The sequence below is a fragment of the Leifsonia stereocauli genome (assembly GCF_038432415.1).
In the GTDB taxonomy this organism is placed as follows: domain Bacteria; phylum Actinomycetota; class Actinomycetes; order Actinomycetales; family Microbacteriaceae; genus Orlajensenia; species Orlajensenia stereocauli.
Genome location: NZ_JBCAUN010000002.1, coordinates 203,915 through 229,457 on the forward strand (window position 1 = coordinate 203,915; position 25,543 = coordinate 229,457).

Below are 25,543 nucleotides of genomic sequence, written 5' to 3' on the forward strand. Positions count from 1 at the left end.
GGGGCAGATGCCCCTCCCAAGATCTCTTGTCGGCATGCGTTCACCCCGGGTTCTTGCGAGTCGGGGAGGCGGCATGCGAATCCAGGCGCTGAGATCACGCCTAGCCAAAGGGAGAGTCTACGCTACCGACGGCGTGTCGCGCAAAACGACGTCGACATACGAGTAGAGGGGCGCGGCATCCGTTCCGCCTTCAGCTCCGAACTCCTCCCATGATCGCAGAGCAGACCTCGACGGCGTACGCCCCGTTCGGCCTCGTCACGCGAGCCGCCGAGCTCGATCTCGAGACGCACACGGTGCACACGGCCATCGGAGAGCTGAGGGTGCAGACCGGGCGACGCGATCGCACCGACGAGACGGCCACGCTCATGCTGCACGGCGCGGCCGGATCGTGGACGACCTTCACGCCGCTGCTTCAGGCAGTCGAGCTCCGCGGCGACTCCACCCTCGACAACCTCGTGATCCCCGACATCCCGGGGTGGGGCGCCAGCCCGTTCCCGACGGATGCCGCACACTTCACGGTCGATCACGTGACGCGCGCCATCGCCGCGGCGCTGCGCGGGCTCGGCTACGAACGCTGGCGTGTGGTCGGGCACTCCTTCGGAGCCACCCTCGCCCTGCACCTCGCAGCCATCGAGCCCCGGGCGACCGTGGGCCTCACCCTGGTGTCACCGACGACGTTCGGCGTGTTCGATGCCGTGCGCCATCCATCGGCGGCCTTGACCACTCTCCCCGCCTTCGTGGGCATGCGTCAGGCGATGCAGATGCTCGACTGGCACGAGCGCGCCGGCCGCGCCGTCGTGCGCGGGCTCGGCCGGGTGGGGTTCATGCGGGGGCTCGCCTCGCCTCTGTTCCGGCATCCGGGATTCATTGACGGCTCCGTCTACGACGCCATCGCCGAGGAGGTGCGTCCGCACGCCTTCACACTGGCCTCGGATGCCGCAGGCATGTACCCGGCGCAGAGCCTCTGGCCGCGCGTGACCTGCCCCGTCACGGCGATCAAGGGCCGGCACGACGTGTTCCTCGCGCGCGACGACCTCGCGCGGCTCGCGGCTGTCGTGCCGCAGCTGAAGGCCCGCACCATCGATGACACCGGGCACTTCGCTCACGTCGAGCGCCCGTTCGCAGTGCTGGACGTGTTGGCCCCGGCTGCCTCATCCCGCTGACGACTGCACGCCGCAGTCAGTCCGCCCCACGGCGAGACAGCAACGCGGCCACCAGGAAGCACACGGCACCGATCAGGGTTCCGAGGTTCGCCCAGAACAGGCTGAGGTAGGAGCCGGTCTCAGGAATCACCCACGCGCCCACCGCCGAGATGGCGAACGCGACGGAGCCGACCGCATTCAGCCACAGGCCGTGCCATGGCCGGGCGTCGGGGTCCCAGAGGCGACCGCGCCCGCGTGTGGCGACGATGGCGAGCGCGCTCGAGATCAGGAACAGGATCGAACCGAACGCGTCGGGCCGCCAGCCGGCGCCGACCTGGTCCGGGTCGGCCAGTGCGCTGCGCAGGGCCTCCGCCGTGCTCAGGTTGAAGAACAGCGTTCCGAGGAACTGCGAGGCGGCCGCCCACCAATCGTAGCGGTCCACTCGACTCATGTTCCGCGGCAACACCTTGCGCCCGCTGAGGCTGAGCTGCACGAAAGCAGCCAGGGTGAAGAAGATCGAGCCCACGAAGAACGTGGCATTCGTGGTCACTGTTCCCACGGCCTCGGCGTAGGACGGCAATGAGCCGACGAGGAAGCCGAGCGAGCCGATCGCGAAGCCCCACGCCTCACGGCGCAGACGTCGGCTGCGAACTGGTGGACCCGTCATGGCTCCCGACCATAGCCCTCACTGAAACCTGCGGCCAACGGGAAAATCCGCTTCGGCCTGATGATTCGACGTTCATCGCGCGAGTGTTGACTCATCTCCTCCGAGGAGAGTAGAACGAGACGGTACGGCTGAGATTCACTCAGAAGTGCACCACCCAGCATGCTCCACCCACTCACCTCGCCTGGCTGCCGATGGCTGGCCGTCGCAACTACGCGCGGACGATCCCTAGGGGGAACCGGCAATGGACGATCTCGACTCGAAGAGCGCGGCACGTGTACCCGGCGACGCCAAGGTGCATCCGGACGACTCGACGCACGCCTTCACAGGGATCAGCGGGCGCAACCAGCTGAACCCGATGTTCGCCAGAGAGGGTGAGGCGACCGATTTCCCGCTCAACCGGCTCCCCGCCTCGGAATCCTTCCCCGAGACCGCCTACCAGATCGTTCACGACGAGGCCATGCTCGACGGAAACGCCCGCCTGAACCTGGCGACGTTCGTCGGCACCTGGATGGATCCCTACGCCGCCAAGCTGTACTCCGAGTCCGCCGACAAGAACATGGTCGACAAGGACGAGTACCCGCAGACGGCCGCCATAGAGACGCGCTGCTGGAAGATGATCGCCAGCCTCTGGAATGCGCCGAGTTCCGAGGGGGCGATCGGCACGTCGACGATCGGTTCATCCGAGGCGTGCATGCTGGGCGGCCTGGCGATGAAGCGTCGCTGGCAACAGGGCAGGAAAGCGCAGGGCAAGTCGACCGAGAAGCCGAACCTCGTTCTCTCGAGCGCCGTGCAGGTGTGCTGGGAGAAGTTCTGCAACTACTGGGACGTCGAGGCGCGGTACGTGCCCATCTCCGACGACCACAAGGTGCTCGACGGCCACGACCTCGACAAATACGTCGACGAGAACACCATCGGTGTCGTCGCCATCATGGGCGTGACCTACACCGGCATGTACGAGCCTGTCGCCGAGATCGCGAAGGCGCTCGATGCCATTCAGGAGAAGACGGGCCTCGACGTGAAGATCCACGTCGACGGCGCATCGGGCGGCATGATCGCGCCGTTCCTGCAGCCCGACCTCGAGTGGGACTTCAGGGTCGAACGCGTCGTCTCCATCAGCACGTCGGCCCACAAGTACGGTCTCGTCTTCCCCGGTCTCGGTTGGGTCGTGTGGCGCACCATCGACGACCTGCCGAGCGACCTCGTCTTCGACGTCACCTACCTCGGCGGCCACATGCCGTCGTTCGCGCTCAACTTCTCGCGTCCCGGCGCTCAGGTGCTTCTGCAGTACTACCTCTTCCTCCGCCTCGGATGGGACGGGTACCGCAAGGTGCAGCAGGCATCACAGGACGTGGCTGTCTACCTCTCCGGAGAGATCGCCACGATCGACGCGTTCGAGCTCTGGAACGACGGGACGGACATCCCGGTGTTCGCCTGGCAGTTGAAGAAGGGCTACACCGAGAACTGGAATCTCTATCACCTGTCGGAGCGCCTGCGGCTGAAGGGCTGGCTCATCCCCGCCTATCCGATGCCCGATGACATCTCGGATCTCGTCGTGCAGCGCATCGTCGTGCGCAACGGGTTGAGCCGCAACCTCGCGGAGTCGCTGATGCTCGACATCAGGGAGGCCGTCAGCTACCTCGACCGCCTCGAATCCCCCATGCCGACCGAGGGTCTGGTCTCCTCGTTCACTCACTAGCCGCCCGTCAGGGGATGTCGCGGGCGGAGCAGCTCGCGCACAGCCCGAACACGTCGACGACGTGGGCGGCCTCGGTGAAGCCGTGCTCACCCGCCACCCGCTTGGCCCACGCTTCGACCTCGTCGGCGCCGATCTCCACCGTGAGCCCGCAGTTGCGGCAGATGAGGTGGTGATGGTGGCCAGTCGTCGAGCACGCGCGGTACAGGCTCTCGCCGTCCGGCGACTGCAGCGAGTCGGCCTCGCCCTGATCGGCGAGATCCGAGAGGGCGCGGTACACGGTCGCCAGTCCGATCGGCGATCCGCCGGCGTGGAGGGCCGAATGCAGGCCTTGGGCGCTGATGAATCCGCCGGAGGTGTCCAGAGCCTCGCGCACGGCCTCGCGCTGCCAGGTGTTGCGCTTCATACTGTCTCCACTCCGGTTCTCCAGCCTAGCCGCGGCATCCGCTTCACCAGCAGGGCCAGCAGGAAGAACCCGGCCGCCACGAGCGCGATGGTGGGGCCGGCGGCCACGTCAGCGACCCGTGAGAGCACGACGCCGATGATTCCGGATGCCGCCCCGATGAGAGGCGCCATCACGAACATCCAGCGCGGCGACGGTGCGACGATGCGCGCGGCGGCCGCCGGCGCAGCGATCAGGGCGATCGCGAGGATCGCACCGACCGCCGGCATGGCGGTGACGACGGTGGCTGTGATCAGCACGAGGGCGAGCAGCTCCATCGGCCACTCGCGGTAGCCGGCTGCGGCGAAGCCCCGCCGGTCGAAAGTCTGGAACACCAACTCCTTGCCGAAGACGAGCAGCGCCAGCACGGTGACGAGCAGCACGGTCGTCGCCAGCATCACGTCGGAGCTGCTCACCGAGAGGATGGAGCCGACGAGGAACGACTCGATCTCGATCGGTACCCCGGGGTTGAGCGCCTGCAGCACGGCACCGAGAGCGAAGCCCGCGGTGAGCACGATGCCTGCAGCCACCTGCGTGCCCTGCCTGCGCACCCGACTGATGAGCGCCATGATGCCGACGATCACGATGCTCGCGAGGGCGGCGCCGAGGGGAATGCTGATGCCGATGAGCGCGGCGGCCACGGCACCGGGGAAGGTGGCGTGCGTGAGCGCCTGCGCGAAGAAGACTCTCTTGCGCAGCACCACGATGGTGCCGACGAGTCCGCTGGAGGCGCCGATGACCACCGCGGCGATCAGGGCCTGCTCGAAGTAACCCATCAGGCGTTCACCTCTGCGGATCCGCGGATGCCGCCCCGGTCCTCGTCGCGTACGCCGTCACGCCCATCTCGCACTACCGTCACGCCCCGGATCCTGTCCACGCCCAGCCGGCCGAGCAGCACGATGGCGTAGAGGCACACGAGCGTCACGACGACGGTGGCTCCGGCCGGAAGGCTGATGCCACCGTCGACCGAGACGCCGAAGCCGATGCCGAGTCCGATCCAGGCGGCGAGCGCCGTCACCGCCGCACCGAGGGGGAACAGCCGCCAGAGCCGACGGGTGAGCAGTCGGCCGACGGCGCCGGGCACCACGAGCACGGCGAGCACCAGGAGGTTGCCGACGGCGCTCGACGCCGCGACCACCACGAGCGCGATCGAACAGGTGAGGATGAGGTCGTTCAGCAGCGGGCGGAATCCCGACGCCTCACTCCCCCGCCCATCGAAGGCGCGGTACAGCTGGCCAGGCAGCGTTGCCAGCACGGCAAGGAGCGCGACGACGCAGAGCGCCACGGTTCGCCAGAGGTCGGCATCCGTCACCGTCAGGAGACGGCCGAACAGCAGGGCATCGAGCTGGCCGGCGTAGTCGGTCTGGCGCGAGACCACCAGCACGCCCACGGAGAAGAAGCCCGTGAGCACGATCGCGATGGCGGCGTCGGAGGCGACGCCACTGCGAGTGAGCAGGGTCAGCACGACGGCGGCGACCACAGCCGTGACGATGGCTCCGAGGAACAGACCGTCACGGCCGCCGGCGACGAAGCCGATCGCGATGCCCGGGAACACCGCGTGGGTGAGGCCGTCGCTGATGAACTCGAGGCCGCGCAGGTTCACGATCACGCCGACGACGCCCGCCACGACGGCGAGCGCCAGCAACATGCCGAGGGCGCGCGCCATGAACGGGAGCGAGAACGGTTCCACGAACCAGGAGACGAGGATGTCGCCCATCAGTGACCTTCGTGGCCGGGAACGACGAGGGTGTGCTCGTCGACCTCCACGCCCACTTCGCCGAAGGCGGCCTGCACGTTGGGCAGGGTGAGCACGTCGGCGGTTCGTCCGCACGCCACCTGCTCGGCGTTCAGCAGCAGCACGATGTCGCAGACGTCGCGGGCGAGCTCGAGGTCGTGCGTCGAGACGATCACGGCGACGCCTCGCGTCTTCAGCAGTCGCAGCGTCTCGACGAGGGCATCGCGGTTGGCCTGGTCGAGTCCGTTGAACGGCTCGTCGAGGAGGAGGAGACGGGGTCCAGATGCGAGCGCGCGAGCGAGCAGACCACGCTGCTGCTGTCCGCCGGACAGCTCGCCGAAGCGGGCCTTCGCGCGATGCGACAGCCCGACGGTGACGAGGGCGTCGGTCACGGCGGCACGATCGGCGCGTCCTGGCCAGCGGAAGTAGCCGAGAGCGCGGTAGCGGCCCATCATCACGACCTGCTCGAGCGAGATGGGGAACTCGGGGTCGAGTTCGTCGCTCTGCGGCAGGTAGCCGATATCGCGCCGCGAGCGGCGGGCTGCGGCCTCCGCCTGACCACTGGTCAGTCCGCTGCGCACGGCACCGAAGGCCTCGAAGCGACCAGCGGTCACGGGGATCAGGCCGAGCAGGCCCTTCAGCAGGGTCGACTTGCCCGAGCCGTTCGGGCCGATGAGGGCGACGGCCTCGCCCGCGTGCACGTCGACGCTGACGCCGTGGATGGCTGGCGTGCCGCCGTAGGAGAACGCGGCGTCGTGCAACGACAGCACCGGAGCCGACGCATCCGTCGCTCCCCCGGCCATCGCCGCCTGCTCGCCACCCGTCACGTCGGTCATTCCTGCAATGATGCCGGAAGCGCGGTGGGTTCCACGCCCCACGACCGCAGGAGCATGCGCACGTTGTGCAACTGCGCGGCGATGTAGGTGGCGCCGTCGCTGCCGGCCGGGCCCAGCGAATCTCCGTAGAGGGCATCGTCGCCGGAGTAGACCTCGACGCCGGCTTCCCTGGCGATGGTGTTCGCGGTCTTGGGCGAGAGCGAGGTCTCGGAGAACACGGCCTTCGTTCCCGTGGCCTTGATGTCGGCGACGAGCTCGTCGATCTCGGCCGCACTGGGTTCGGCGCTGTCGTCGAAGCTCGGGATGACGCTGCCGACGTACTCGATGTCGTAGGCGTCGACGAAGTAGCTGAAGGCGTCGTGGTTGCTCACGAACAGGCGCTCGGCCTCTGGCACCGTGTCGATGTTGGTGCGCGACCAGTCGTCGAGGGCCGTCAACTTGGCGATGTAGGCGTCGGCGTTGGCGCGGAAGTCGGCGGCCTTGGCCGGGTACGAGGTGCTGAGGGCCGTCATGATGGTCTCCACCATCTGCTCGGCGTTCTTCGGGTCGGTCCAGATGTGCGGGTTGCCTGCGGCGTGGTCGTGACCGTGGTCGTCGGCCTCGTCGGTGTGCTCGGCGTGCTCGGCCTCGGTCTCGCCTGCGTGTTCGTCGTGGTCTGCATCCGTCTCGTCGAGCTCGATGCCGGTGCTCGAGTCGACGGTGACACCGCTGAAGCCCGACGCCTCGACGGCGTCGTCGAGCCACTCCTCGAGGCCGGCACCGTTCTGCACCAGGATGTCGGCCTTCGACAGCGCCATCAGGTCTGCCGCCGACGGGTCGTAGCTGTGAGCGCTCTGGTTCGGTTGGATGAGCTGGGTGACGGATGCCCCATCCCCCGCGACCTCCCGGGTGAAGTCGGCCACCTGGGTGGTCGTGGCTACGACCTTGAGCGTGCCGAGTTGCGCTCCCACTCCGCCGAGTCCGTTGTCGTCCCCGATGCATCCGGAGAGCATCAGGGTCGCGCCGATCGCGGTCGCGATGGCCACTGTCACTCTGCTGCGTCTCTTCACATCATCGACCGTAGCCGCTATTGATAATGATTGTCAAAACCATCAGGGCGGAGCTGCCATAGCGGTCTGCCAGCCACCTGCCAGCCGCCTCACCGCTGCGCCCGATAGCCTGTCGCTGCTCACGCCCTCTATCGAAAGTGACTCATGCGTCGTCGCACTGCGCCCGTTCTCGCCTCATTCGCCGCCGTTGCGCTCGTCGCCACCCTTGCGGCCTGCTCGAACGACTCGCCGACCCCGTCGTCATCCACAGCAGCCGCTGCCGCAGACGTCGACGTCTGCGCGACTCCTTCCGGCAAGGCATCCGACGCCGTGAAGGTCTCGACCGACTTGAAGGCCGAGCCCACCGCCACCTTCGACAAGGGCCTCACCTCCTCGCAGACGGAGCGCACAGTCGTCGTCAAGGGCGATGGTGACGAGCTCGAGGCCGGCGGCAGCGCCTCAGTCTCGTACGTGGTGTTCAACGGCACCACCGGCGAGCGCATCGACGCCGCCGGGTACGACGGGGGAGTGGTTCCCACCTTCACCGCGAGCGTCGACTCGCTCATGGCCGGTCTCGCCAAGTCGATCGGATGCGTCACGGAGGGCTCGCGCGTCGTCTCGGTCATCCCGCCGGCCGACGCCTTCGGCACCACGGGCAACGCCGACCTCGAGATCACGGCCGACGACTCGCTCGTCGTTGTCGTCGACGTCAAGGACGTCGTGCCGAGCAAGGCGTGGGGCGCCGACCAGCCCGCACCCGAGGGTCTCCCGACGGTGAAGCTCGCCGACGACGGCACCCCCGCCGTGACGTTGCCCGAGGGTGACGCCCCCACCGAGCTGAAGATCGGCGTGCTCAAGAAGGGCGACGGCGCCGTCGTCGCCGACGACGCCACGGTCACCGTGCAGTACCAGGGCACCAAGTGGTCGGACGGCTCCATCTTCGACCAGAGCTGGGGCCGCGGCGCGAGCTCGTTCGCCCTCTCCGGCGTCGTTCCCGGCTTCGCCCAGGCCATCGCCGGCCAGACCGTCGGCTCGCAGGTCGTCGTCGTCATCCCACCGGCACTCGGCTACGGCGAGAAGAGCGACGGCAACACGGCCGAGCTCGCCGGTGAGACCCTCGTCTTCGTGATCGACATCCTCGCGACGAGCTAGTCGGCCAGTCGGCCACGTCGCGGCCAGACGTCAGCCCCCGTCGTTCCCAAGAACGGCGGGGGCTTCGTCGTCCCGGCCGCCGGCCCGCCTCCGCCGCACTCTTCCCCGGGCTCGCCGCGAGTCCCCGGGCTCGCCGCGAGCCTCCCCGGGCTCGCCGCATCCCACCCCAGGCTCGCCGCGCTGCTGTTTCTGAGCGGCGCGCCTCGAATATCGACGGCGCGCCCGAGTTCCAACAGCGCAGCAGCGCCACCGGCCGGTCGCGTGCGTACGCTGGAAGGCGATGCCCATCCTCACCGCGCGCCTCATCCTCGAGCCGTACACCGTCGACATCGCCGAGCGACTGCTGGCCGGCGTACCCGCCGCTTCCGACCTCTGGGCCGACGGCTACCCGTTCGCCGACGAGCTCGACGTCGCCCGCCTGTACCTGCGCATCAGCGCCGAGCACGGCGACCCCGCACCCTTCGGGCCCTACGTCGTACGGCTGCGCGCGACGGGTGAGGCCATCGGCGGACTGGGCTTCTTCGGGCCACCGGATGCCGCCGCCGATGGCACGGGCGAGGACGCCACCCTCGACGCAGACGGCGGCGACACTCCCGGCGGTACTCTCGGCGGCACCGTCGAGTTCGGTTACGGCCTGATCCCGGGCGCCCGCGGCGCCGGGCTGGCGACCGAGGCCGTCATCGCAGCGCTGCACATGGCAGCCGCACTGGGAGCGCTCGTAGCCCGCGCCGACACCACCCCCGACAACATCGCATCGCAGCGTGTGATGGTGAAGGCCGGCATGACGGAGGTCGCCCGGTCGGCGGCATCCGTCGTCTACGAGAGGCGTCTGCAGGCGCACGAGGAGTAGCCCGCAGGCTCCTCGCGCTGTCGTTTCTGAGCGGCGCGCCTGAAAAAAGCGCAGCGCGCGAGAGTTCCAGCAGCGCAGCAACGCCGCGCGGACGGAACACGCACATGCTACTCGAGCAGGAGCGCCGGCTCCTCGATGATCGACGCGACGTCGGCGAGGAAGCGGCTGGCGACATCACCGTCGACCACTCGGTGATCGAACGACGCACCGATCGTGGTGACCTGGCGCACGCGCACCTCGCCGTCGACGACCCACGGCTTGGGCTTGATGGTGCCGAGGGCCACGATGCCGACCTCGTCGGAGTTCAGGATGGGCGTGCCCGTGTCCATGCCGAAGACGCCGATGTTCGTGATCGTGATCGTGCCGCCGGCCATCTGCGCCGGGCTGGTCTTGCCCTCGCGTGCCGTGATGGTGAGCTGCTCGAGCGCTGAGGCCAGCTGCACCATGCTCATGGACTGGGCGTCCTTGACGTTGGGCACGATGAGTCCGCGCGGGGTAGCCGCTGCGATGCCCAGGTTGACGTAGTGCTTGACGATGATCTCCTCGTCGGTCCACTGCGCGTTCACCGTGGGATTGCGACGCACGGCCCAGATGATGGCCTTCGCCATGACGAGCAACGGGGAGATGCGGATGCCGGCGTAGTCGGTGCCCGCCTTCAGCCGCTTCACGTACTCCATGGTGCGGGTGGCGTCGACGTCGACGAACAGACTCACGTGCGGCGCGCTGTACGCACTCTTGACCATGGTCTGGGCGATCATCTTGCGCACGCCCTTGACCGGGATGCGCTCCTCGCGGATGTCGGGCCACTCGGGTGTCTGGATGTTGCGGAAGACACTCACCTGGCTGGCCTCGCGGATGACGTCGTCGCGGGTCACATCGCCGACGGGCCCAGTGGGCGTGACGATCGAGAGATCCACGCCGAGGTCCTTCGCGAGCTTGCGGATCGGCGGCTTCGCCAGCACCGGGCCGACGGATGCCGCATGCAGGGGACGCTCCAGCGGGGTCGCGGTCGTCTGGTGGACGGGCGCGGGCGCCAGGTGCTCGTGCGGGGTCGGGGCCGTGCGGGTGCGCCGGCGACGCGTGCCGCCGCCCGCTGAGCTGCCGTGACCGACGAGCATCGGTTCGGGCTTCTCGGCCTCGGATGCGGAGGCCGAGAAGGGGAGCGTGTAGCCGGTAACCGCATCGACCGGTGTCGCAGCGGGCGCAGCGGCGGCGGGAGCAGGCGCGCCAGCGGGCGACGCGCCCCCGCCTGCGGCATCCGTCCCCACCGTGATGATCGCAGTGCCGACGTCGACTGTCTGGCCCTCGGCCACGAGCAGCGCCCCGACGACGCCGGCATACGGCGACGGCAGCTCGACCAGCGACTTCGCCGTCTCGATCTCGACGAGCACGTCGTTGACGGCCACGGTGTCGCCGGGGGAGACGCGCCACTGCACGATCTCGGCCTCGGTCAGTCCTTCGCCGACATCCGGCAGGCGGAAGGTCAGGTCGCTCATCAGGTGCAGCCTCTCAGTACGCCAGGGCGCGGTCGACGGCCTCGAGCACCCGGTCGGGGCTCGGCAGGAACTGCGTCTCGACCGCAGCAGGCGGGAATGGGGTGTCGTAGCTGGACACCCGCAGAACCGGGGCCTGCAGCAGGTAGAAGGCACGCTCGGCGACAGTGGCGGCGATCTCGGATCCGACGCTCACGAAGCCCGAGGCCTCCTGCGCGACGACGAGACGCCCGGTCTTCTCTACCGAGGAGAGGATGGGGCCGTAGTCGAGCGGGGAGATCGAACGGATGTCGATGACCTCGAGGCTCGTGCCCTCCTCGGCGGCGATGTCCGCGGCTTCGAGCAGCGTGGTGACCATCGCCCCATGACCGACGACGGTGACGTCGGATCCCTGGCGCACGACGCGGGTGGCGTGCAGGGGAGTGGGCTCGCTGTCGAAGTCGACTGCGCCCTTGGGCCAGTAGCGACTCTTCGGCTCGAAGAACAACACGGGGTCGTCGCTTCGGATGGCCTGCTGGATCATCCAGTAGGCATCGTTCGGCGTCGACGGGCTGACCACGCGCAGGCCGGGAGTGTGCGCGAAGTACGCCTCCGGGCTCTCCTGGTGGTGCTCGATCGAGCCGATGTGCCCGCCGTAGGGCACCCTGATGACGACCGGCATGGTCACGCCGCCCTCGTGCCTGTTGCGCATGCGCGCCAGCTGCGTGGTGATCTGGTCGAACGCCGGGAAGATGAAGCCGTCGAACTGGATCTCGATGACCGGCCTGTAGCCGCGCATGGCGAGCCCGATTGCGGTTCCGACGATGCCGGACTCCGCGAGAGGGGTGTCGAGCACGCGCTTGTCGCCGAACTCCTGGATCAGCCCCTCCGTCACCCTGAAGACGCCGCCGAGTGGGCCGATGTCCTCGCCCATCATGAGGACCTTGGGGTCGTCGAGCATCGCCTGGCGGAGGCCGGCGGTGATGGCCTTGCCGAGGGGCAGGTTGTCGGATCCGGTGCGGCGGGCGCCGGACTCGGTCACGGATGCCGCGGGCCTGGTGTCGGTGTCTGTCATGACTGCGCCTCCTCGAAGGATGCTTCGTACGCCTCGAACCACGCTCGCTCCTCGACGAGAGTCGCGTTCGCCTCGGCGTAGACGTTGTCGAAGATGACGTCCTGGTCAGGGGCCACGACCTCGAGCGCCCGCTTACGCGCGTCGGAGGCGAAGTCGGCCGCCTCCTGCTCGACATCGTCGAGGAAGGACTGCGCGACGCCGCGATTCTCGAGGTAGGCCTTGAGACGAACGATCGGGTCCTTCGCGACCCAGTCGGCGAGCTCGGCGTCGAGCCTGTACTTGGTGGGGTCGTCGGCCGTCGTGTGCGCGCCGACGCGGTACGTCATCGCCTCGATCAGTGCGGGGCCGTGTCCGGCCCTCGCGTCATCGAGGTGCTTCGCCGTGACGGCGTAGCTGGCGAACACGTCGTTGCCGTCGATGCGGTTCGAACGCATGCCGAAGCCGTGGCCGCGCAGCGCGAACGGCGTGCGCGACTGGCGGCTCGCCGGCACCGAGATGGCCCAGCCGTTGTTCTGCAGGAAGAACACCTGCGGGGTCTGGTAGCTCGCGGCGAAGACCAGCGCCTCATTGGCGTCGCCCTGCGATGACGCGCCATCACCGAAGTAGACGATCACCGCCTCGTCGCGCTCGGGGTCGCCCGTCGCCGTGGCGCCGTCGAACTGCATGCCCATGGCGTAGCCGGTCGCGTGCAGCGTCTGGGATGCGAGCACGAGCGTGTAGAGATGGAAGTTGCCGTTCTCCTCGGGAACCCAGCCTCCGAGGGTGAGACCCTTCAGCATCCGCAGGATGTCGACGACGTCGAGCCCACGCATCTTGCCCACGACGTGCTCGCGGTAGGACGGGAAGATGTGGTCCTGCGGGCGGGTGGCGAGGGCCGACCCCACCTGGGCGGCCTCCTGTCCGTGACTCGGAACCCAGAGGGCGAGCTGTCCCTGGCGCTGCAGGTTCGCCGCCTCGCGGTCGAAGCGCCGGATGACCACCATCTCGCGGTACAGGCGCTCATGGTCGGCGTCTGTGAGACGTTCGAAGTAGGGCACGAACTCCTCGGCCGCCTCGTTCGGGGCGAAGGTTCCATCCGGCGCGAGCAGCTGCACAGTCGGCACGCTGAAGTCGTTCGAGTTGGCTGCCATTTCTCTACGCTATCCGCCGCGCGGAGTGCCCTTCTGGTAGAGAGCGCACAATCTCTTCGGAGATCTGTAGGAGTTTCTCCACCGATTCTTCCTCTCCGATAGACACGCGGATGCCTTCAGGGGCGAAGGCGCGCACCACGAGCCCCGCCTCGAACAGGCGCTCGGCCGCCGCGGTCGTGTGCTCGCCAGTCGGCAACCAGATGAAGTTGCCCGACGGCTTCGGGGCGTCCCAGCCCTGTTCGAGAAGACCTCCGTAGACGGCGTCGCGGCGGGCGACGATGTGGCGCACGCGCTCCAGCAGCTCGTCTTCGGCGTCGAGCGACGCGATCGCCGCGGCCGAGGCCTGCCCGGTCACCGAGAGCGGGATCGCCGTAGCGCGGGCCGCGTCGAGCACGGCCACCGGACCGAGGGCGTAGCCGATGCGCAGGCCGGCCAGGCCGTAGGCCTTCGAGAACGTTCTCAGCACCACGAGGTTCTGATGCCGTGCCAGCAGGGGGACACCGTCGACTGCACGCGGTTCGGTGACGAACTCGGCGTAGGCCTCGTCCAGCACGACGAGCACGTCTTCGGGGATGTCGGAGATGAAGGCCGAGAACTCCTCGGCCGAGACGATGGTTCCGGTGGGGTTGTTGGGTGAGCAGACGATGACGAGGCGGGTGGCATCCGTCACCGCAGCAGCCATCGCGACCAGGTCGTGGGAGTGATCGGCACGGTTGGGGACCTGCACGCTCGTGGCTCCGGCGACGGTGACGAGGCCGGGGTAGGCCTCGAAGGAACGCCAGGAGTAGACGACCTCGTCACCCGGACCTGATGTCGCCAGGATGAGCTGGGAGAGCAGCGCCACCGACCCGGCACCGATGTGCACCTCGTCTGCCGTGCGACCGAAACGCTCGGCGAGCTTCTCGCGCAGGGCGAGAGCGCTGGCATCGGGGTAGCGGTTGAAGTCCGACGCCGCGGCGACGGCGTCGGCGACGCCAGGCAGCGGGTCGTAGGGATTCTCATTGCTCGACAGCTTGAACCCGTCGGGCGCGGCCGCGCGGCCCTGCCTGTAGGCGGGAAGCGCGGCGATCTCCGGACGCAGGCGGATGCCGGCGGACGGCGCGGCGTTCGAGGGGGGCGTTGCAGCGGTCACGCAGTCGAGTCTAGACACGGCCGATTCCGCGGTGGGCATGCGATTCGCGCAGGAAATGCCCGTGGCCCGCGGATGTTCGATGCCATAGTTGTGCCATGGCATTCCTCCTGCGTCTCATCGTCAACGCTCTGGCCCTCTGGCTGACCACGCTGATCGTCTACGGCGGCGTGCACATGACGCCCTACGAGGACACCGCGGTGGGAACCGTGCTCACCTACCTGATCATCGGGCTGATCTTCGGCCTGGTGAACGGAATCATCGGCACGGCCATCCGCATCGTCGCGTTCCCCCTCTACATCCTCACGCTCGGCCTGATCTCGCTCGTCGTCAACGCCCTGCTCCTGCTGCTCGTCTCCTGGATCAGCAGCCTCATGGGCTTCGGCCTCACCGTCGACAACTTCTGGTGGGCCGTGCTGGGAGCACTCGTGCTCTCGATCATCGCCAGCATCCTGGGCATCTTCATCCGCCCGCGTCACGCCGAATGACCTCGATCCTCTGATCCCAGGGCCCGCCTCAGCGCCGTTCGCCCCGCCACCACGTGGCGGTTCCGGATGCCGCAGAGTCGGGCCCTGTGTTCGATCCGGCAGCGCCCCCGCCCACTCCCGTGATGACGCCGGCCAGATGCTCGCGCAGGGCGACGAGGCGCGGCTCGTCGGAGGAGTCGACCACGGCTGCAGTCTCCCGATAGGAGTCGAGGGCGTGAGCGGGCACCATGCCATCGACGGGATCGACTCGGTGCGCGAGGTACTCGCGGCGGGCCACGAGGTGCTCGGGCGACCGGTCGGCGTCGCCGTAGCCGCCGAGCGCCGGCACGATGTCGTCGCTGTGCTCGAGCTGCAGCGTCGGCACGTCAGCAGGCACGGCGAGCTGCGCGATCGGAGCGCCGGCCGTCACCAGCCCGGAGGCCGTGTACCTGTCATCCGAGACCAGTTGCGCCGCTAGCAGGCCGCCCTGCGAATGCCCGACGGCCACGATGCGATCTCCCTCGCGAACGCCGGCCTGCTCTAGCGCGTCGAGCACGGCGCGGTAGGAGCCGGAATCGGTGCCGGCCACGGCGTGCACGTTGGAGGTGAGGTCCCAGGGCTCGGTGGATCCCGCCACCGCCCAGGAGACCGTGCCGCCGATGTACGCCACCCACTGCGGGGCGTCATCGGTGCCGTAGCGCTCGACGCGCACCTGGGGAACATCGGGCTCCGCGCGTGGAACCCGCTCGAGCAGCTCGGTGACGCTGGCGGGAGCGGCGACGACAGCCCCGGCCGTCGGGCCGATCATCGCTCCTCGACGAGTGCGGGTCGGGAGCCGTGAGCCGTCGGCTCCGACCTGGCCGACCCGCACCGGCGTCTCGCGCACGACACCGAACAGTCCGCCGAGCACGGTGATGCCGAACGCCGACGAGCCGACCCCGAGCACGTCGAGGCCGGCATCCCCGAGCGCCCGAGCGAGCGGATAGGGCAGCCGGGCGACACCACCGGCCGCATCGTCGACGGAGGAGACCAGCATGCGCACCAGCGCGACGCTCTGGGGGGAGTTGAGCACCCCGCTGTTGCGCTCCAGCCACTCCGACGGGTCGTCGATCGGCCGACCCAGCAGGCGGTTCACGCCCTGCACGAAGAACCACGCCAGCACGATGTCTACGGCGAGCAGGCCCGCGCCCCAGGCCAGCGCAGGCAGCATGCCGACGGCGAGGAAGCCGCCCACCCAGCCGAGCAGTCCGCCGAGCGTCTGCTGCATGGCTGCGCCGCGGCGCTCCATCTCGCCGTAGCCCTCGGCCGAGCGGTCCAGGGCGTCCGCGATGTCGCTCGCGTCGGCGGCCACGAGGCCGGCGGCCTCCCTGGCCTCCTCCAACACCCCCGTGAGTCGGTCGGATCCGCTCAGCCAGCCGAGGGTACCGAGCGCATCGACCCACTGCTCTCCTGATGCCGCGACGGAACGCAACCGCGCAGACAGGGCGAACAGCTCGTCGGTCGCCACCGCCGTCGACCCGGCACCGGAGATGACCAGTGGTCCGCCCGACAGAGGGGCCGGTCCGTCAGGCTGCGAGCTCATCCCGCTCCGTACCTATCAAGGGCATCGATGCCGGCCAGCCGAGCACGCACTTGCTCACCCGCGTCATCGAGCGTTGCCAGCAGGATGCGGAGACCGGCGCGGAGCTCGTCGACCCTGACCGCGCACGCCTCCCGTGCGGGGGAGTTCCAGACGCCGGGTTCGAGGACCGCGCGCACGATCGCCTCGTCGACCTCGGCCCGCAGCCTCGCCAGCACGGTGGCCTGCGTCTCGAGATCGGCGCGCTCGGCCGGCGTGAGGAGAGCATCCGTGCCACCCATCAGCATTGGTCACCATCCCGGCTCGTGAGCGCACCGCGCACCGCGCACCGCTTCGATCGTGCCTCGACGGCGGCTTCCCCAGGGCCGATCATCCCGATCGGGGGGCGACCGGCCGTACTCCGACCCTGTGCAGAAGTGCCGCAGTCGGCCAGAATGGTGCCATGCCCGCTGGTTCCACGGACGACTCGACGCCGTTCCGCATCTCGTTCGTGTGCACCGGCAACATCTGCCGTTCGCCCATGGCCGAGGTCGCCATGCGCGAACAGGTGGCGCGCGCGGGGCTCACGGCCCAGATCCAGGTGTCGTCGGCCGGCACCGGCGACTGGCATGTGGGGGAGCAGGCTGACGAGCGCACCATCGCCGCGCTGAGCGAGCACGGCCTCGACGGCTCCCAGCATCGCGCCAGGCAGTTCGATCCGCTCGCTTTCGACGACTACGACCTCATCGTCGTGTTCGACGGATCGCAGGAGAGGATCCTGCGCAACTGGGCGCAGAACGACGACCAGCGCGACAAGGTGCGCATGCTGTTGAGCTTCGACCCCGAGCAGGCCGCCCTGCGCGACGTGCCCGACCCGTACTACTCGGACCGGGCCATGTTCGACGCCGTGCTCGTCATGATCGAGCGCGCCACCGCCGCCCTGTTCCGGCAGCTCGCGCCGGCACTGCGGCAGCGCGGCTGACCCAGCACCTCACTCCTCCAGCAGCACCTCGGTCACGGCGTGCCTGCCGATCGCCGCGATCGGTCCGTCGCCATCGGTGGATTCGGCCACGGCCGTCGCCCACACCAGCGCCCAGGCCCGGGCCCGCTGCCACGTCGCCTCATCTCGTGGCCCGAGCTCGTCGATCCGCGCCCGGAACGCCGCCCGCCCGACGGCGTCGAAGGCCAGCCAGGCCACGGCGAGGTCCGTCGCCGGATCGCCCGCAGTGAGGTCGCCGAAGTCGACGACGGCGACGAGCGCCGCGGGATCGACACCCGCTGCCTCGGGAGCGGCGTCCGTCACCACGATGTTCGCTGGATGCAGGTCGCCATGCACCCAGAGCGGAGGCCCGGCCCACGGCTCCACCTGCACGAGGTGGTCCCACAGCACCGCGAGCTCAGCGGCCCGCTCCACGCGGCGCCCCGCGAGTCTGTCCCACACGACCTCCTCGCGATCGGCGAGCGGAACGCCGCGATAGGGGTTGTGCGGAGCGTTGCCCGGCGCCGGTACGGCAAGGGCGTGCACGAAGTCCGCGAGCGTCCGCGCGATGCCCTCTCGTGACGCCGGGGCGACGGATGCCGCAGACCGCCCCTCGAACCACGGCACGATCGACCACGGCCAGGGGAACTCAGCGGTCGGCTCCCCGGCGTGCACCGGCAGCGGAACCGCGACGGGCACGCGCGCGGCGATCGACGGCAGCCACTCCTGTTCGTGCTCGATGAGGTGGGCCGCCGTGGTGCGTCGCGGCATCCGCACCGCCAGATCATCCCCCAATCGGAACACGGCGTTGTCCCAGCCGTTCGCCACGAGCTGGAGCGGGCCGACCAGGTCGGGGCGCTGGCCGCGCACGAGACGCTCGACGAGGTGCGGATCGACGGCGATGTCGGCATCCGGAGCATCCGGCACAGCGATTCCCCTCTCCACGGTCTCGGCGTGACCGCGCTACGGCCAGCATGGCAGCAGCGCCTTTGGGATGCCCACGCTTTCTTGGGATGATGGTGGGGTCGCTGCCCGGCACCGCCGGCTCTCGACACCATCTTCCCCTCCCGAACTCAGACAGGGATCCCCATGAGCCTGCCCGCCCAGCCCCTCAGCCCGCTCGACGGCCGCTACCAGAGCGCCGTCTCCGAACTGGGCGAGTTCCTCTCGGAGGCGGGCCTCAACCGGGCCCGAGTGCACGTCGAGGTGGAGTGGCTCATCTACCTGACCGACCGCGGCTTCTTCGGATCCTCCCCGCTGACGGATGCGCACAAGTCGGCGCTCCGTGCCCTCGCGAGCGAGTTCGACCAGTCCTCCATCGACGCGATCGGCGCCCACGAGGCTCGCACCCGCCACGACGTGAAGGCCGTCGAGTACTTCGTGCGCGACGCCCTGCACGAGCTCGGCCTCGACGCCATCGCCGAGCTCACGCACTTCGCGTGCACGAGCGAGGACATCAACAACCTCTCCTACGCGCTGATCGTGCGCGACGCCGTCACGACGGTGTGGCAGCCGAAGCTCGCCGCCGTCATCGACTCCATCACTGCCCTGGCCGTCGAGCACCGTGCGGTGCCCATGCTCGCGCGCACCCACGGTCAGCCCGCCACGCCGACCACCATGGGCAAGGAGCTCGCCGTGTTCGCCCACCGCCTCTCCCGCGTCTCGGCGCAGGTGCAGGCATCCGACTACCTGGGCAAGTTCTCCGGGGCCACGGGCACGTTCGCCGCCCACCTCGCTGCAGACCCGGATGCCGACTGGCGTGCCATCTCCCGCGAGTTCGTCGAGGGCCTCGGTCTGGACTGGAACCCGCTCACGACGCAGATCGAGTCGCACGACTGGCAGGCTGAGCTCTACGGCCGCATCGCGCACGCCAACCGCATCCTGCACAACCTGGCCACGGACATCTGGACCTACATCTCGATGGGCTACTTCAGGCAGATCCCCGTCGCCGGTGCCACGGGCTCGTCGACGATGCCGCACAAGATCAACCCGATCCGCTTCGAGAACGCCGAGGCCAACCTCGAGCTCTCGTCGGCGGTGCTCGACTCACTCGCGGCCACGCTGGTGACCAGCCGCCTGCAGCGCGACCTCACCGACTCCAGCGCCCAGCGCAACATCGGCGTCGGCTTCGGACACTCGCTGCTCGCGCTCGACAACATCCAGAGAGGCCTGCGCGAGATCGCCTTGGCCGAAGAGGTCCTGGCCACCGATCTCGACGGCAACTGGGAGGTGCTCGGCGAGGCGGTGCAGACCGTCATCCGCGCGGAGGTCGCCGCCGGTCGTTCATCGATCGAGGACCCATACGCCAAGCTCAAGGACCTGACCCGCGGTCACCGCATCGGCGCAGCCGACCTGGCGGAGTTCGTCTCGGGGCTCGACATCGGTGACGACGCAAAGGCCCGCCTGCTTAAGCTCACGCCGGCAGGATACGTGGGGCTGGCCTCGGAGTTGGTCGACTACCTGAACTGAGTGCTGGGCCGGGATCAGCCCCGGCCGACATGCAGGTCGAGACCCTCAGTGCCCGCGGGTGCTGGGGGTCTCGTCGTCGGTGCCGTTGCCCGTGCCCGTGCCCGTGCCCGCATCGTTGAGGGGTCCGGGTGTCGAGTCGCTCGCGAGAGCCGCTCCGCTGTTCTGCTCGGCGATGTCGGCGGTCTCGGCCTCGTCGGGCTTCAGCGTGATCGCGAACATCGCGAGAGCCACGAGCACGATGATGAACACCGATCCGGCACCGATCGCCGCGAGGACGGGTTCCCGCGTGACCATGAGCACGACCAGTCCGAGGAACACGGCGGCGATGGCCGCGCCTCCGACCATCTCGAGCGGACGGAGCACGTCGCGGCGGCTCGGCTGGGGAACGGGGGGCTGGCTCATACGACTTCTTCGGTTTCGGGGGTGACGCGGGCGCCGTCCCATTTGAGGGAGAACCCCGCGATGGCGAGGTAGACGCCGAGGATCACGAGGTAGGCGCCGAGCAGGCCGACGGATACGACGGCGTTGGGCGGCAACAGCAGGTAGGCGATGGCGAAGATCGCGGTGAGGGCGCCACCGGTGATCCAGTCGCGGGCGACGCTCGGACGGGCATCCGACCGGCGAACGCCGGCCGCACGCTCCGACCGAGCGCGCTCACGGATGCCGGCGTACAGCTCGACGAAGCCCGTGATGGCAGCCCACACGCTGACGAGGTAAAGGTAGAGCGGGAGGCCGGCACCCTGGAAGCTGAGCGCCAGGAGGCCGGCGACGGCCGAGACGATCCCGTTCACGAGGAACAGCGTGCGCGCAAGACCTGACAGGGTGCGCAGCGCGAGGGCTCCCAGGACGACGCCTGACACCAGCGCCCAGCACCCGAAGACCAGGAGACCGAAGTCGGCCGAGTGGTCCGGGATGAAGGTGATCGCGATCGCGGGAAGGAACGCGAGGACGGCTCGCACCACGGGGACGATCCAATACCGCGCTGAATAGGCGACGGCATCCGTGTGGGCCACGCAGCGACCTTTCGTCTGTCGATCAGAGGGGGATTCAGGTTCCAGTCTAATCGCGCCGCGGCGGCCGTCCTTCCGCGCCTGCGCACCTATCGTGGGACCGTGGACGCACACGACGTCGTCATCATCGGTGCAGGCCTGGCCGGCCTGCGATGCGCTGTGCGTCTCGCAGAGTCCGGACTCGACGTCGTCGTCCTCGAGGCGCAGGACGGGGTCGGTGGGCGTGAGCGCACCGACGTGATCGACGGGTTCCAGCTCGACCGCGGGTTCCACGTGCTGAACCCCGCCTATCCCGCCGTCAAGCGCTGGATGGATGTCGACGCATTGCGGATGCGGCCATTCCCGGTCGGGGTGCGGGTGCGGCGAGAGTCAGGGAGCGTCGAGCTCAGGCATCCGGTGCGGCATCCGCTCTCCCTGCCCGCTTCCCTACGCAGTGGGCTGCTCACCCCGCGAGACACCGCCGCCCTCGTTCGCTGGGTCACCCCGGTGCTGCTCCGGCCCCGCGCCGTCATCGCCGGAGCGGATCGCACGCTGCGCGAGGGATGGAACCGCGTCGGCCTCCGCGGCCCGCTGCGCACCGAGGTCCTCGAGCCCTTCTTGGCGGGTGTTCTCGCAGACGACCGGGGTGAGACATCCGACTCGTTCGCCCGTCTCCTCGTGCGCATGTTCATCGTCGGCGCCCCCGGCCTGCCCGAAGCGGGCATCGGGGCTGTGCCAGCCCAGCTCGCGCGCTCCGCGACGGACTCAGGCGCTGACCTGCATCTCGAGGCGCGGGTGCGGGAGATCACCCCTCGGAACGGCATCGTCGAGGTCGAGGTGGAGCACCGCGACACAGTGCGCGCCCGTGCCGTCGTGGTCGCCGTCGGTCCCGACGCCGTCGCGGGGCTGCTCGACCTGCCGCGCCCGGCCACGAAGGGCCTGCAGACGTGGTGGTTCGCCGCCGACACCCCGCCCACGGCATCCGCGATGCTCGCCGTCGACGGACGCCGCAACGGCCCCGTGGTCAACACCGTCGTGATCTCCAACGCGGCACCCAGCTACGCCCCTCCGGGCCGCCATCTCATCGAGGCCACCTGCCTGCTGCCGGATGAAGCGAGCTCACGCTCGGATGCCGCGCCGCGCGAAGCGGACGTCCGCCGCCAGCTCGGCGAGATCTGGGGCACTGATGCCGCCGCCTGGCAACTCCTGCGGCGCGACGACATCTCGAACGCCCTGCCCGCCCAGCCGTCGCCGCTGCGGACGCGGCAGCCGTCACGCGTGAGGGCTGGAGTCTTCGTCGCGGGCGACCACCGCGACACCGCCTCGATCCAGGGTGCCCTGGTGTCGGGCGAGCGCGCGGCGCTGGCCGTTCTCGCAGAATTCGGACTGACGGCGCCGTAGCGCGGCCCGGCAGCGCCTGAGCTACGCCTGCGCCAGGTCCGCGAAGCGCGAGAAGTGACCGTGGAAGGCCACGGTCACAGTGCGGGTCGGGCCGTTACGGTGCTTGGCGACGATGAGGTCCGCCTCGCCGGCACGCGGGTTGTCCTTCTCGTAGGCGCTCTCGCGGTGCAGCAGGATGACCATGTCGGCGTCCTGCTCGATGGAGCCGGACTCTCGGAGGTCGGAGATGGCGGGCAGCTTGTCGGCGCGCTGCTCGGGCCCACGGTTGAGCTGCGAGAGGGCGATGACGGGCACCTGGAGCTCCTTCGCGAGCAGCTTGAGCGCACGCGAGAACTCCGAGACCTCCTGCTGGCGGCTCTCGACGCGCTTGCCGCTCGTCATGAGCTGGAGGTAGTCGATGACGACCATCTTGAGGCCGATGCGCTGCTTCAGGCGCCGGCACTTCGCGCGGATCTCGACGAGGGTGAGATTGGCCGAGTCATCGATGTAGAGCGGGGCGTCGTTGATGCGGCCGCGGGTCGAGGCGATCGTGGTCCAGTCGCGCGAGTCGACGGTGCCCTTGCGCATGCTCTGCAGCGGAACGGATGCCTCGGCCGCGAGCAGACGCATGGCGATCTCGGAGCGCCCCATCTCGAGCGAGAAGAAGATGGTGGGCATGTCGTGGCCGATGGCGGCGGCACGGGCGAAGTCGAGGGCGAGCGTCGACTTTCCGAGAGCCGGACGAGCGGCGACGATGATCATCTGGCCGGGGTGGAAACCGTTGGTGAGGTCGTCGAGGTCGGCGAAGCCGGTGGGAACGCCGGTCATCTTGCCATCGGTGTGCTTGGCGGCCTCGATCTCGTCGATGGCCACCGTGACGGCATCCGTCAGCGGAACGTAGTCCTCGGTCTCGGTGTTGCCGTTGACGGCGTAGATCTCGGCCTGGGCGTTGTTGACCAGGTCGAGCGGCTCGCCTTCGGCCGCGTAGCCCATCTGCACGATGCGGGTGCCTGCCTCGACGAGGCGGCGGAGCAGGGCACGCTCGGCGACGATCTCGGCGTAGTAGCCGGCGTTCGCCGCGGTGGGCACGAGCGCCGTGAGCGTGTGGAGGTACTCGGCGCCTCCGGCGCGGGAGAGCTCACCGGTCTTGGAGAGCTCGTCGGTGACCGCGATGACGTCTGTGGGCTCGCCGTGCGAGTACAGCGACAGGATGGCGTCGTAGATGAGCTCGTGCTTCGGAACGTAGAAGTCATTGCCCCGAACCGACTCCACGACGTCGGCGACGGCGTCCTTCGAGAGCAGCATGCCACCCAGGGCGCTCTGCTCCGCGAGCAGGTCGTGCGGGGGAGTGCGTTCGGCCTTCCGAGCGTCTTCGCCGTCCCACGGTTCGGCGAGTCCAAGGTGGGCGATCGACACGCGGTACCTCCAGGATGATGCTTCGGTGTGCCGGTGCAGCGGCGTTCACTTCTCGGGCCGGTGGGAGCGCCCGGAGAGGCGTTCTCAGACCATCAGAACAGCACCCGCCGACAGTGCGGACCACCGCTGTTCGTAGCCGGTCGAGACCGCCGGAATCGACGGCGATGGCCAACACTACGGTCGCCATCCGAATGCCTCAACTCGCCCTGTGGACAACGCTGTGGGAAACGTGGGCGAAACGCCGCGCTGCATGTGCAAAGCCTGTGGAAACAGCTGTGGATGGCAAACTAATTTTCGCAGCTATTTCCAGTTTGATCAGGATTTCAAGTAGTGCACACCTGTGTGTGGAAAGTTGCTTGAATCACTGCATGAAGGTCGCCCGGCTCCGCACAGCCCTGTGCACAGAATTGGGGGTAACTCCGGCTCATTGGGGCCTCATCGAGCTTGTGCAATCCCCTTAAACAGGTGTAGCGACGGGCCTGAGCCCGTCGCTACACCGAGGTGTTCGCAGCCTTACTTGGCGGCGACCACCTGAAGGGTGATCGTGGCCGACAGCTCGTCGAAGAGACGAACGGTCGCCTGGTGCTCGCCGACCGACTTGATAGGGTTCGAGAACTCCACCTTGCGCTTGTCGATGGCACCGAGGCCGGCAGCGGCCACAGCGTCGGCGACATCGGCGGTCTTGACGGAGCCGAAGAGGCGTCCCTCGGCACCCGCCTTCACGACGAGCTTGACCTTGGTGCCCTCGAGGGCGTTCTTGAGGGCGACTGCCTCGTCGTGCGTCGCGAGCTCGCGAGCGGCGCGAGCCGCCTTGATCTGCTCGATCTGCTTCTCGCCACCGCGGCTCCACGAAACTGCGAAGCCCTGGGGGATGAGGTAGTTGCGGGCGTAGCCGTTCTTGACCTCGACGACGTCACCGGCGGTTCCGAGGCCAGTGACCTCGTGCGTCAGAATGAGTTTTGACATGTCGGTGCTCCTTAGCGGCCGCTGCCGGCGTACGGCAGCAGGGCCATCTCGCGGGCGTTCTTGACGGCACGGGCGATGAGGCGCTGCTCCTGCACGGAGACGCCGGTGATACGGCGGGCGCGGATCTTTCCACGCTCGGAGATGAACTTGCGAAGCGTCGCGACATCCTTGTAGTCGATGACGCCGACGCGGATGCTCTTTGCGGGCGCGGCGTTCTTGCCCTTGCCTCCGCGGAGCGGCTTGCGGCGGTCGCCGCTGCTCTTTCCAGCCATTGTTAGTCCTTAGTTGAAGTAATTCTGCGCGGATGCCGAAAGCGGCATCCGTGTCAGGCCTGTCGGCCTAGAAGGGGGTCTCGTCGCTGTAGCTGCCCGGGGTGGCCCAGACATCCGAACCACCGGAAGCGGCGGCTGCGGGTGCACTCGGTGCCCACGGCTCGTCGGAGCCGCCAGCGGGGGCGCCTCCACCACGAGGTCCAGACGACTGCGCGCGCGTCAGCGACGCGGTGGCGTACCGGAGGGAAGGACCGATCTCGTCGATCTCGAGCTCGAAGCTGGTGCGCTTCTCGCCTTCCTTCGTCTCGTAGGAACGCTGCTTGAGACGCCCGGAAGCGATGACACGGGAACCCTTGGTGAGGGACCCTGCGACGTGCTCGGCGAATTCACGCCAGACGCTCGCGCGCAGGAACAGAGCCTCGCCATCCTTCCACTCGTTCGACGCACGGTCGAAGCTGCGAGGAGTGGATGCGATGGTGAAGTTGGCAACCGCCAGTCCGCCCTGCGTGTAACGCAGTTCGGGGTCTGCAGTGAGGTTGCCCACCACGGTGATTACGGTCTCGCCGGCCATGGGGACTAGGCGTCCTTCTCGACCTTGGCGGCGTCAGCCTTGGGAGCCTCGGCCTTGGGAGCCTCGGCCTTGGGAGCCTCAGCCTTGGGAGCCGCTGCCTCGGGCTTCGCGTCGACGACGGCCTT

At 68.8% G+C, this 25,543-nt stretch carries 27 protein-coding genes; 8 read left to right on the forward strand and 19 right to left on the reverse strand.

All coding sequences use genetic code 11. The features are described 5' to 3' along the window. Window positions 1-209 precede the first annotated feature (209 nt). The gene (locus AADV74_RS09875; protein ID WP_342113588.1) at window positions 210-1,163 is read left to right on the forward strand and encodes an alpha/beta fold hydrolase; all 954 of its coding nucleotides are present in this window, start codon (window positions 210-212) and stop codon (window positions 1,161-1,163) included. A gap of 16 nt (window positions 1,164-1,179) precedes the next feature. Here AADV74_RS09875 and AADV74_RS09880 read toward each other — a convergent pair whose 3' ends face one another. Beyond that, window positions 1,180-1,809, reverse strand: a complete 630-nt coding sequence (locus tag AADV74_RS09880) for a hypothetical protein (RefSeq protein WP_342113589.1) — start codon at window positions 1,807-1,809, stop codon at window positions 1,180-1,182. 355 nt (window positions 1,810-2,164) lie between these two features. On the opposite strand from AADV74_RS09880, the gene gad reads away from it, so the two are divergent. Next, window positions 2,165-3,505: a glutamate decarboxylase gene (gene gad / locus AADV74_RS09885; RefSeq protein ID WP_342115135.1), complete on the forward strand. Its 1,341-nt coding sequence runs from the start codon at window positions 2,165-2,167 to the stop codon at window positions 3,503-3,505. 7 nt (window positions 3,506-3,512) lie between these two features. Here gad and AADV74_RS09890 read toward each other — a convergent pair whose 3' ends face one another. From AADV74_RS09890 to AADV74_RS09910, 5 genes are read right to left on the reverse strand one after another with little or no spacing between them, the layout of a single operon-like run. Then, window positions 3,513-3,908, reverse strand: a complete 396-nt coding sequence (locus tag AADV74_RS09890) for a Fur family transcriptional regulator (RefSeq protein ID WP_342113590.1) — start codon at window positions 3,906-3,908, stop codon at window positions 3,513-3,515. Next, on the reverse strand, window positions 3,905-4,720 hold the full coding sequence (locus AADV74_RS09895) for a metal ABC transporter permease (protein ID WP_342113591.1): 816 nt from the start codon (window positions 4,718-4,720) through the stop codon (window positions 3,905-3,907). Before AADV74_RS09895 ends, AADV74_RS09890 begins: the two co-directional genes overlap by 4 nt. Continuing rightward, window positions 4,720-5,661 carry a metal ABC transporter permease gene (locus tag AADV74_RS09900; RefSeq protein ID WP_342113592.1) on the reverse strand — a complete coding sequence of 314 codons (942 nt, stop codon included), beginning with the start codon at window positions 5,659-5,661 and terminating at the stop codon, window positions 4,720-4,722. The genes AADV74_RS09895 and AADV74_RS09900 overlap by 1 nt, the downstream gene beginning before the upstream one ends. Then, on the reverse strand, window positions 5,661-6,515 hold the full coding sequence (locus AADV74_RS09905; RefSeq protein WP_342113593.1) for a metal ABC transporter ATP-binding protein: 855 nt from the start codon (window positions 6,513-6,515) through the stop codon (window positions 5,661-5,663). The genes AADV74_RS09900 and AADV74_RS09905 overlap by 1 nt, the downstream gene beginning before the upstream one ends. Continuing rightward, on the reverse strand, window positions 6,512-7,564 hold the full coding sequence (locus tag AADV74_RS09910; protein WP_342113594.1) for a metal ABC transporter substrate-binding protein: 1,053 nt from the start codon (window positions 7,562-7,564) through the stop codon (window positions 6,512-6,514). Before AADV74_RS09910 ends, AADV74_RS09905 begins: the two co-directional genes overlap by 4 nt. Window positions 7,565-7,708: 144 nt before the next feature. Between AADV74_RS09910 and AADV74_RS09915 the strand changes: the two genes are divergently transcribed. Beyond that, on the forward strand, window positions 7,709-8,695 hold the full coding sequence (locus AADV74_RS09915; RefSeq protein WP_342113595.1) for an FKBP-type peptidyl-prolyl cis-trans isomerase: 987 nt from the start codon (window positions 7,709-7,711) through the stop codon (window positions 8,693-8,695). A gap of 280 nt (window positions 8,696-8,975) precedes the next feature. Beyond that, window positions 8,976-9,545: a GNAT family N-acetyltransferase gene (locus AADV74_RS09920; protein ID WP_342113596.1), complete on the forward strand. Its 570-nt coding sequence runs from the start codon at window positions 8,976-8,978 to the stop codon at window positions 9,543-9,545. 107 nt (window positions 9,546-9,652) lie between these two features. On the opposite strand, the gene AADV74_RS09925 is transcribed toward AADV74_RS09920, so the two are convergent. The 4 genes from AADV74_RS09925 to AADV74_RS09940 are packed head-to-tail and all read right to left on the reverse strand — an operon-like array spanning window position 9,653 to window position 14,393. Continuing rightward, window positions 9,653-11,041: a dihydrolipoamide acetyltransferase family protein gene (locus AADV74_RS09925; protein ID WP_342113597.1), complete on the reverse strand. Its 1,389-nt coding sequence runs from the start codon at window positions 11,039-11,041 to the stop codon at window positions 9,653-9,655. Between the two features lie 13 nt (window positions 11,042-11,054). Continuing rightward, a complete protein-coding gene (locus AADV74_RS09930; RefSeq protein WP_342113598.1) occupies window positions 11,055-12,092 on the reverse strand; it encodes an alpha-ketoacid dehydrogenase subunit beta in 1,038 nt (345 codons plus the stop codon). After that, on the reverse strand, window positions 12,089-13,222 hold the full coding sequence (locus AADV74_RS09935) for a thiamine pyrophosphate-dependent enzyme (RefSeq protein WP_342113599.1): 1,134 nt from the start codon (window positions 13,220-13,222) through the stop codon (window positions 12,089-12,091). Before AADV74_RS09935 ends, AADV74_RS09930 begins: the two co-directional genes overlap by 4 nt. 4 nt (window positions 13,223-13,226) lie before the next feature. Next, complete coding sequence (locus AADV74_RS09940; protein ID WP_425287284.1) at window positions 13,227-14,393, reverse strand: histidinol-phosphate transaminase; 1,167 nt, start codon at window positions 14,391-14,393, stop codon at window positions 13,227-13,229. Between the two features lie 56 nt (window positions 14,394-14,449). Here AADV74_RS09940 and AADV74_RS09945 point away from each other — a divergent pair, with 56 nt between their 5' ends. Beyond that, window positions 14,450-14,839: a phage holin family protein gene (locus tag AADV74_RS09945; protein ID WP_342113600.1), complete on the forward strand. Its 390-nt coding sequence runs from the start codon at window positions 14,450-14,452 to the stop codon at window positions 14,837-14,839. A gap of 28 nt (window positions 14,840-14,867) precedes the next feature. Here AADV74_RS09945 and AADV74_RS09950 read toward each other — a convergent pair whose 3' ends face one another. Together AADV74_RS09950 and AADV74_RS09955 are read right to left on the reverse strand one after the other, a co-directional pair. After that, window positions 14,868-16,400 (reverse strand): alpha/beta hydrolase family protein, encoded by a 1,533-nt coding sequence (locus AADV74_RS09950; RefSeq protein ID WP_342113601.1) that lies wholly within the window; start codon window positions 16,398-16,400, stop codon window positions 14,868-14,870. Then, window positions 16,397-16,684: a hypothetical protein gene (locus tag AADV74_RS09955; protein WP_342113602.1), complete on the reverse strand. Its 288-nt coding sequence runs from the start codon at window positions 16,682-16,684 to the stop codon at window positions 16,397-16,399. Before AADV74_RS09955 ends, AADV74_RS09950 begins: the two co-directional genes overlap by 4 nt. A 155-nt stretch (window positions 16,685-16,839) precedes the next feature. On the opposite strand from AADV74_RS09955, the gene AADV74_RS09960 reads away from it, so the two are divergent. Next, window positions 16,840-17,358 carry a low molecular weight protein-tyrosine-phosphatase gene (locus AADV74_RS09960; RefSeq protein WP_342113604.1) on the forward strand — a complete coding sequence of 173 codons (519 nt, stop codon included), beginning with the start codon at window positions 16,840-16,842 and terminating at the stop codon, window positions 17,356-17,358. A 9-nt stretch (window positions 17,359-17,367) separates the two neighbouring features. On the opposite strand, the gene AADV74_RS09965 is transcribed toward AADV74_RS09960, so the two are convergent. Beyond that, complete coding sequence (locus AADV74_RS09965) at window positions 17,368-18,300, reverse strand: aminoglycoside phosphotransferase family protein (RefSeq protein ID WP_342113606.1); 933 nt, start codon at window positions 18,298-18,300, stop codon at window positions 17,368-17,370. A 144-nt stretch (window positions 18,301-18,444) separates the two neighbouring features. Between AADV74_RS09965 and purB the strand changes: the two genes are divergently transcribed. Further along, window positions 18,445-19,824 carry an adenylosuccinate lyase gene (gene purB, locus AADV74_RS09970; protein WP_342113608.1) on the forward strand — a complete coding sequence of 460 codons (1,380 nt, stop codon included), beginning with the start codon at window positions 18,445-18,447 and terminating at the stop codon, window positions 19,822-19,824. Window positions 19,825-19,869: 45 nt separating this feature from the next. On the opposite strand, the gene AADV74_RS09975 is transcribed toward purB, so the two are convergent. Beyond that, window positions 19,870-20,226 carry a hypothetical protein gene (locus AADV74_RS09975; protein ID WP_342113609.1) on the reverse strand — a complete coding sequence of 119 codons (357 nt, stop codon included), beginning with the start codon at window positions 20,224-20,226 and terminating at the stop codon, window positions 19,870-19,872. Continuing rightward, complete coding sequence (locus AADV74_RS09980) at window positions 20,223-20,837, reverse strand: HdeD family acid-resistance protein (protein ID WP_342113611.1); 615 nt, start codon at window positions 20,835-20,837, stop codon at window positions 20,223-20,225. Before AADV74_RS09980 ends, AADV74_RS09975 begins: the two co-directional genes overlap by 4 nt. A gap of 99 nt (window positions 20,838-20,936) precedes the next feature. Here AADV74_RS09980 and AADV74_RS09985 point away from each other — a divergent pair, with 99 nt between their 5' ends. Then, window positions 20,937-22,214, forward strand: a complete 1,278-nt coding sequence (locus AADV74_RS09985) for an NAD(P)/FAD-dependent oxidoreductase (RefSeq protein ID WP_342113612.1) — start codon at window positions 20,937-20,939, stop codon at window positions 22,212-22,214. A gap of 21 nt (window positions 22,215-22,235) precedes the next feature. Here AADV74_RS09985 and dnaB read toward each other — a convergent pair whose 3' ends face one another. The 4 genes from dnaB to AADV74_RS10005 all read right to left on the reverse strand — a co-directional run bounded on the left by dnaB (window position 22,236) and on the right by AADV74_RS10005 (window position 25,418). Next, window positions 22,236-23,609, reverse strand: coding sequence for a replicative DNA helicase (gene dnaB, locus AADV74_RS09990; protein ID WP_342113613.1), 1,374 nt, complete (start codon window positions 23,607-23,609; stop codon window positions 22,236-22,238). 513 nt (window positions 23,610-24,122) lie between these two features. Continuing rightward, on the reverse strand, window positions 24,123-24,575 hold the full coding sequence (gene rplI, locus AADV74_RS09995) for a 50S ribosomal protein L9 (RefSeq protein ID WP_055823853.1): 453 nt from the start codon (window positions 24,573-24,575) through the stop codon (window positions 24,123-24,125). An 11-nt stretch (window positions 24,576-24,586) separates the two neighbouring features. Further along, a complete protein-coding gene (rpsR, locus tag AADV74_RS10000) occupies window positions 24,587-24,847 on the reverse strand; it encodes a 30S ribosomal protein S18 (RefSeq protein WP_055823856.1) in 261 nt (86 codons plus the stop codon). Window positions 24,848-24,914: 67 nt separating this feature from the next. Further along, the gene (locus AADV74_RS10005; protein ID WP_055823859.1) at window positions 24,915-25,418 is read right to left on the reverse strand and encodes a single-stranded DNA-binding protein; all 504 of its coding nucleotides are present in this window, start codon (window positions 25,416-25,418) and stop codon (window positions 24,915-24,917) included. Window positions 25,419-25,543: the final 125 nt, after the last annotated feature.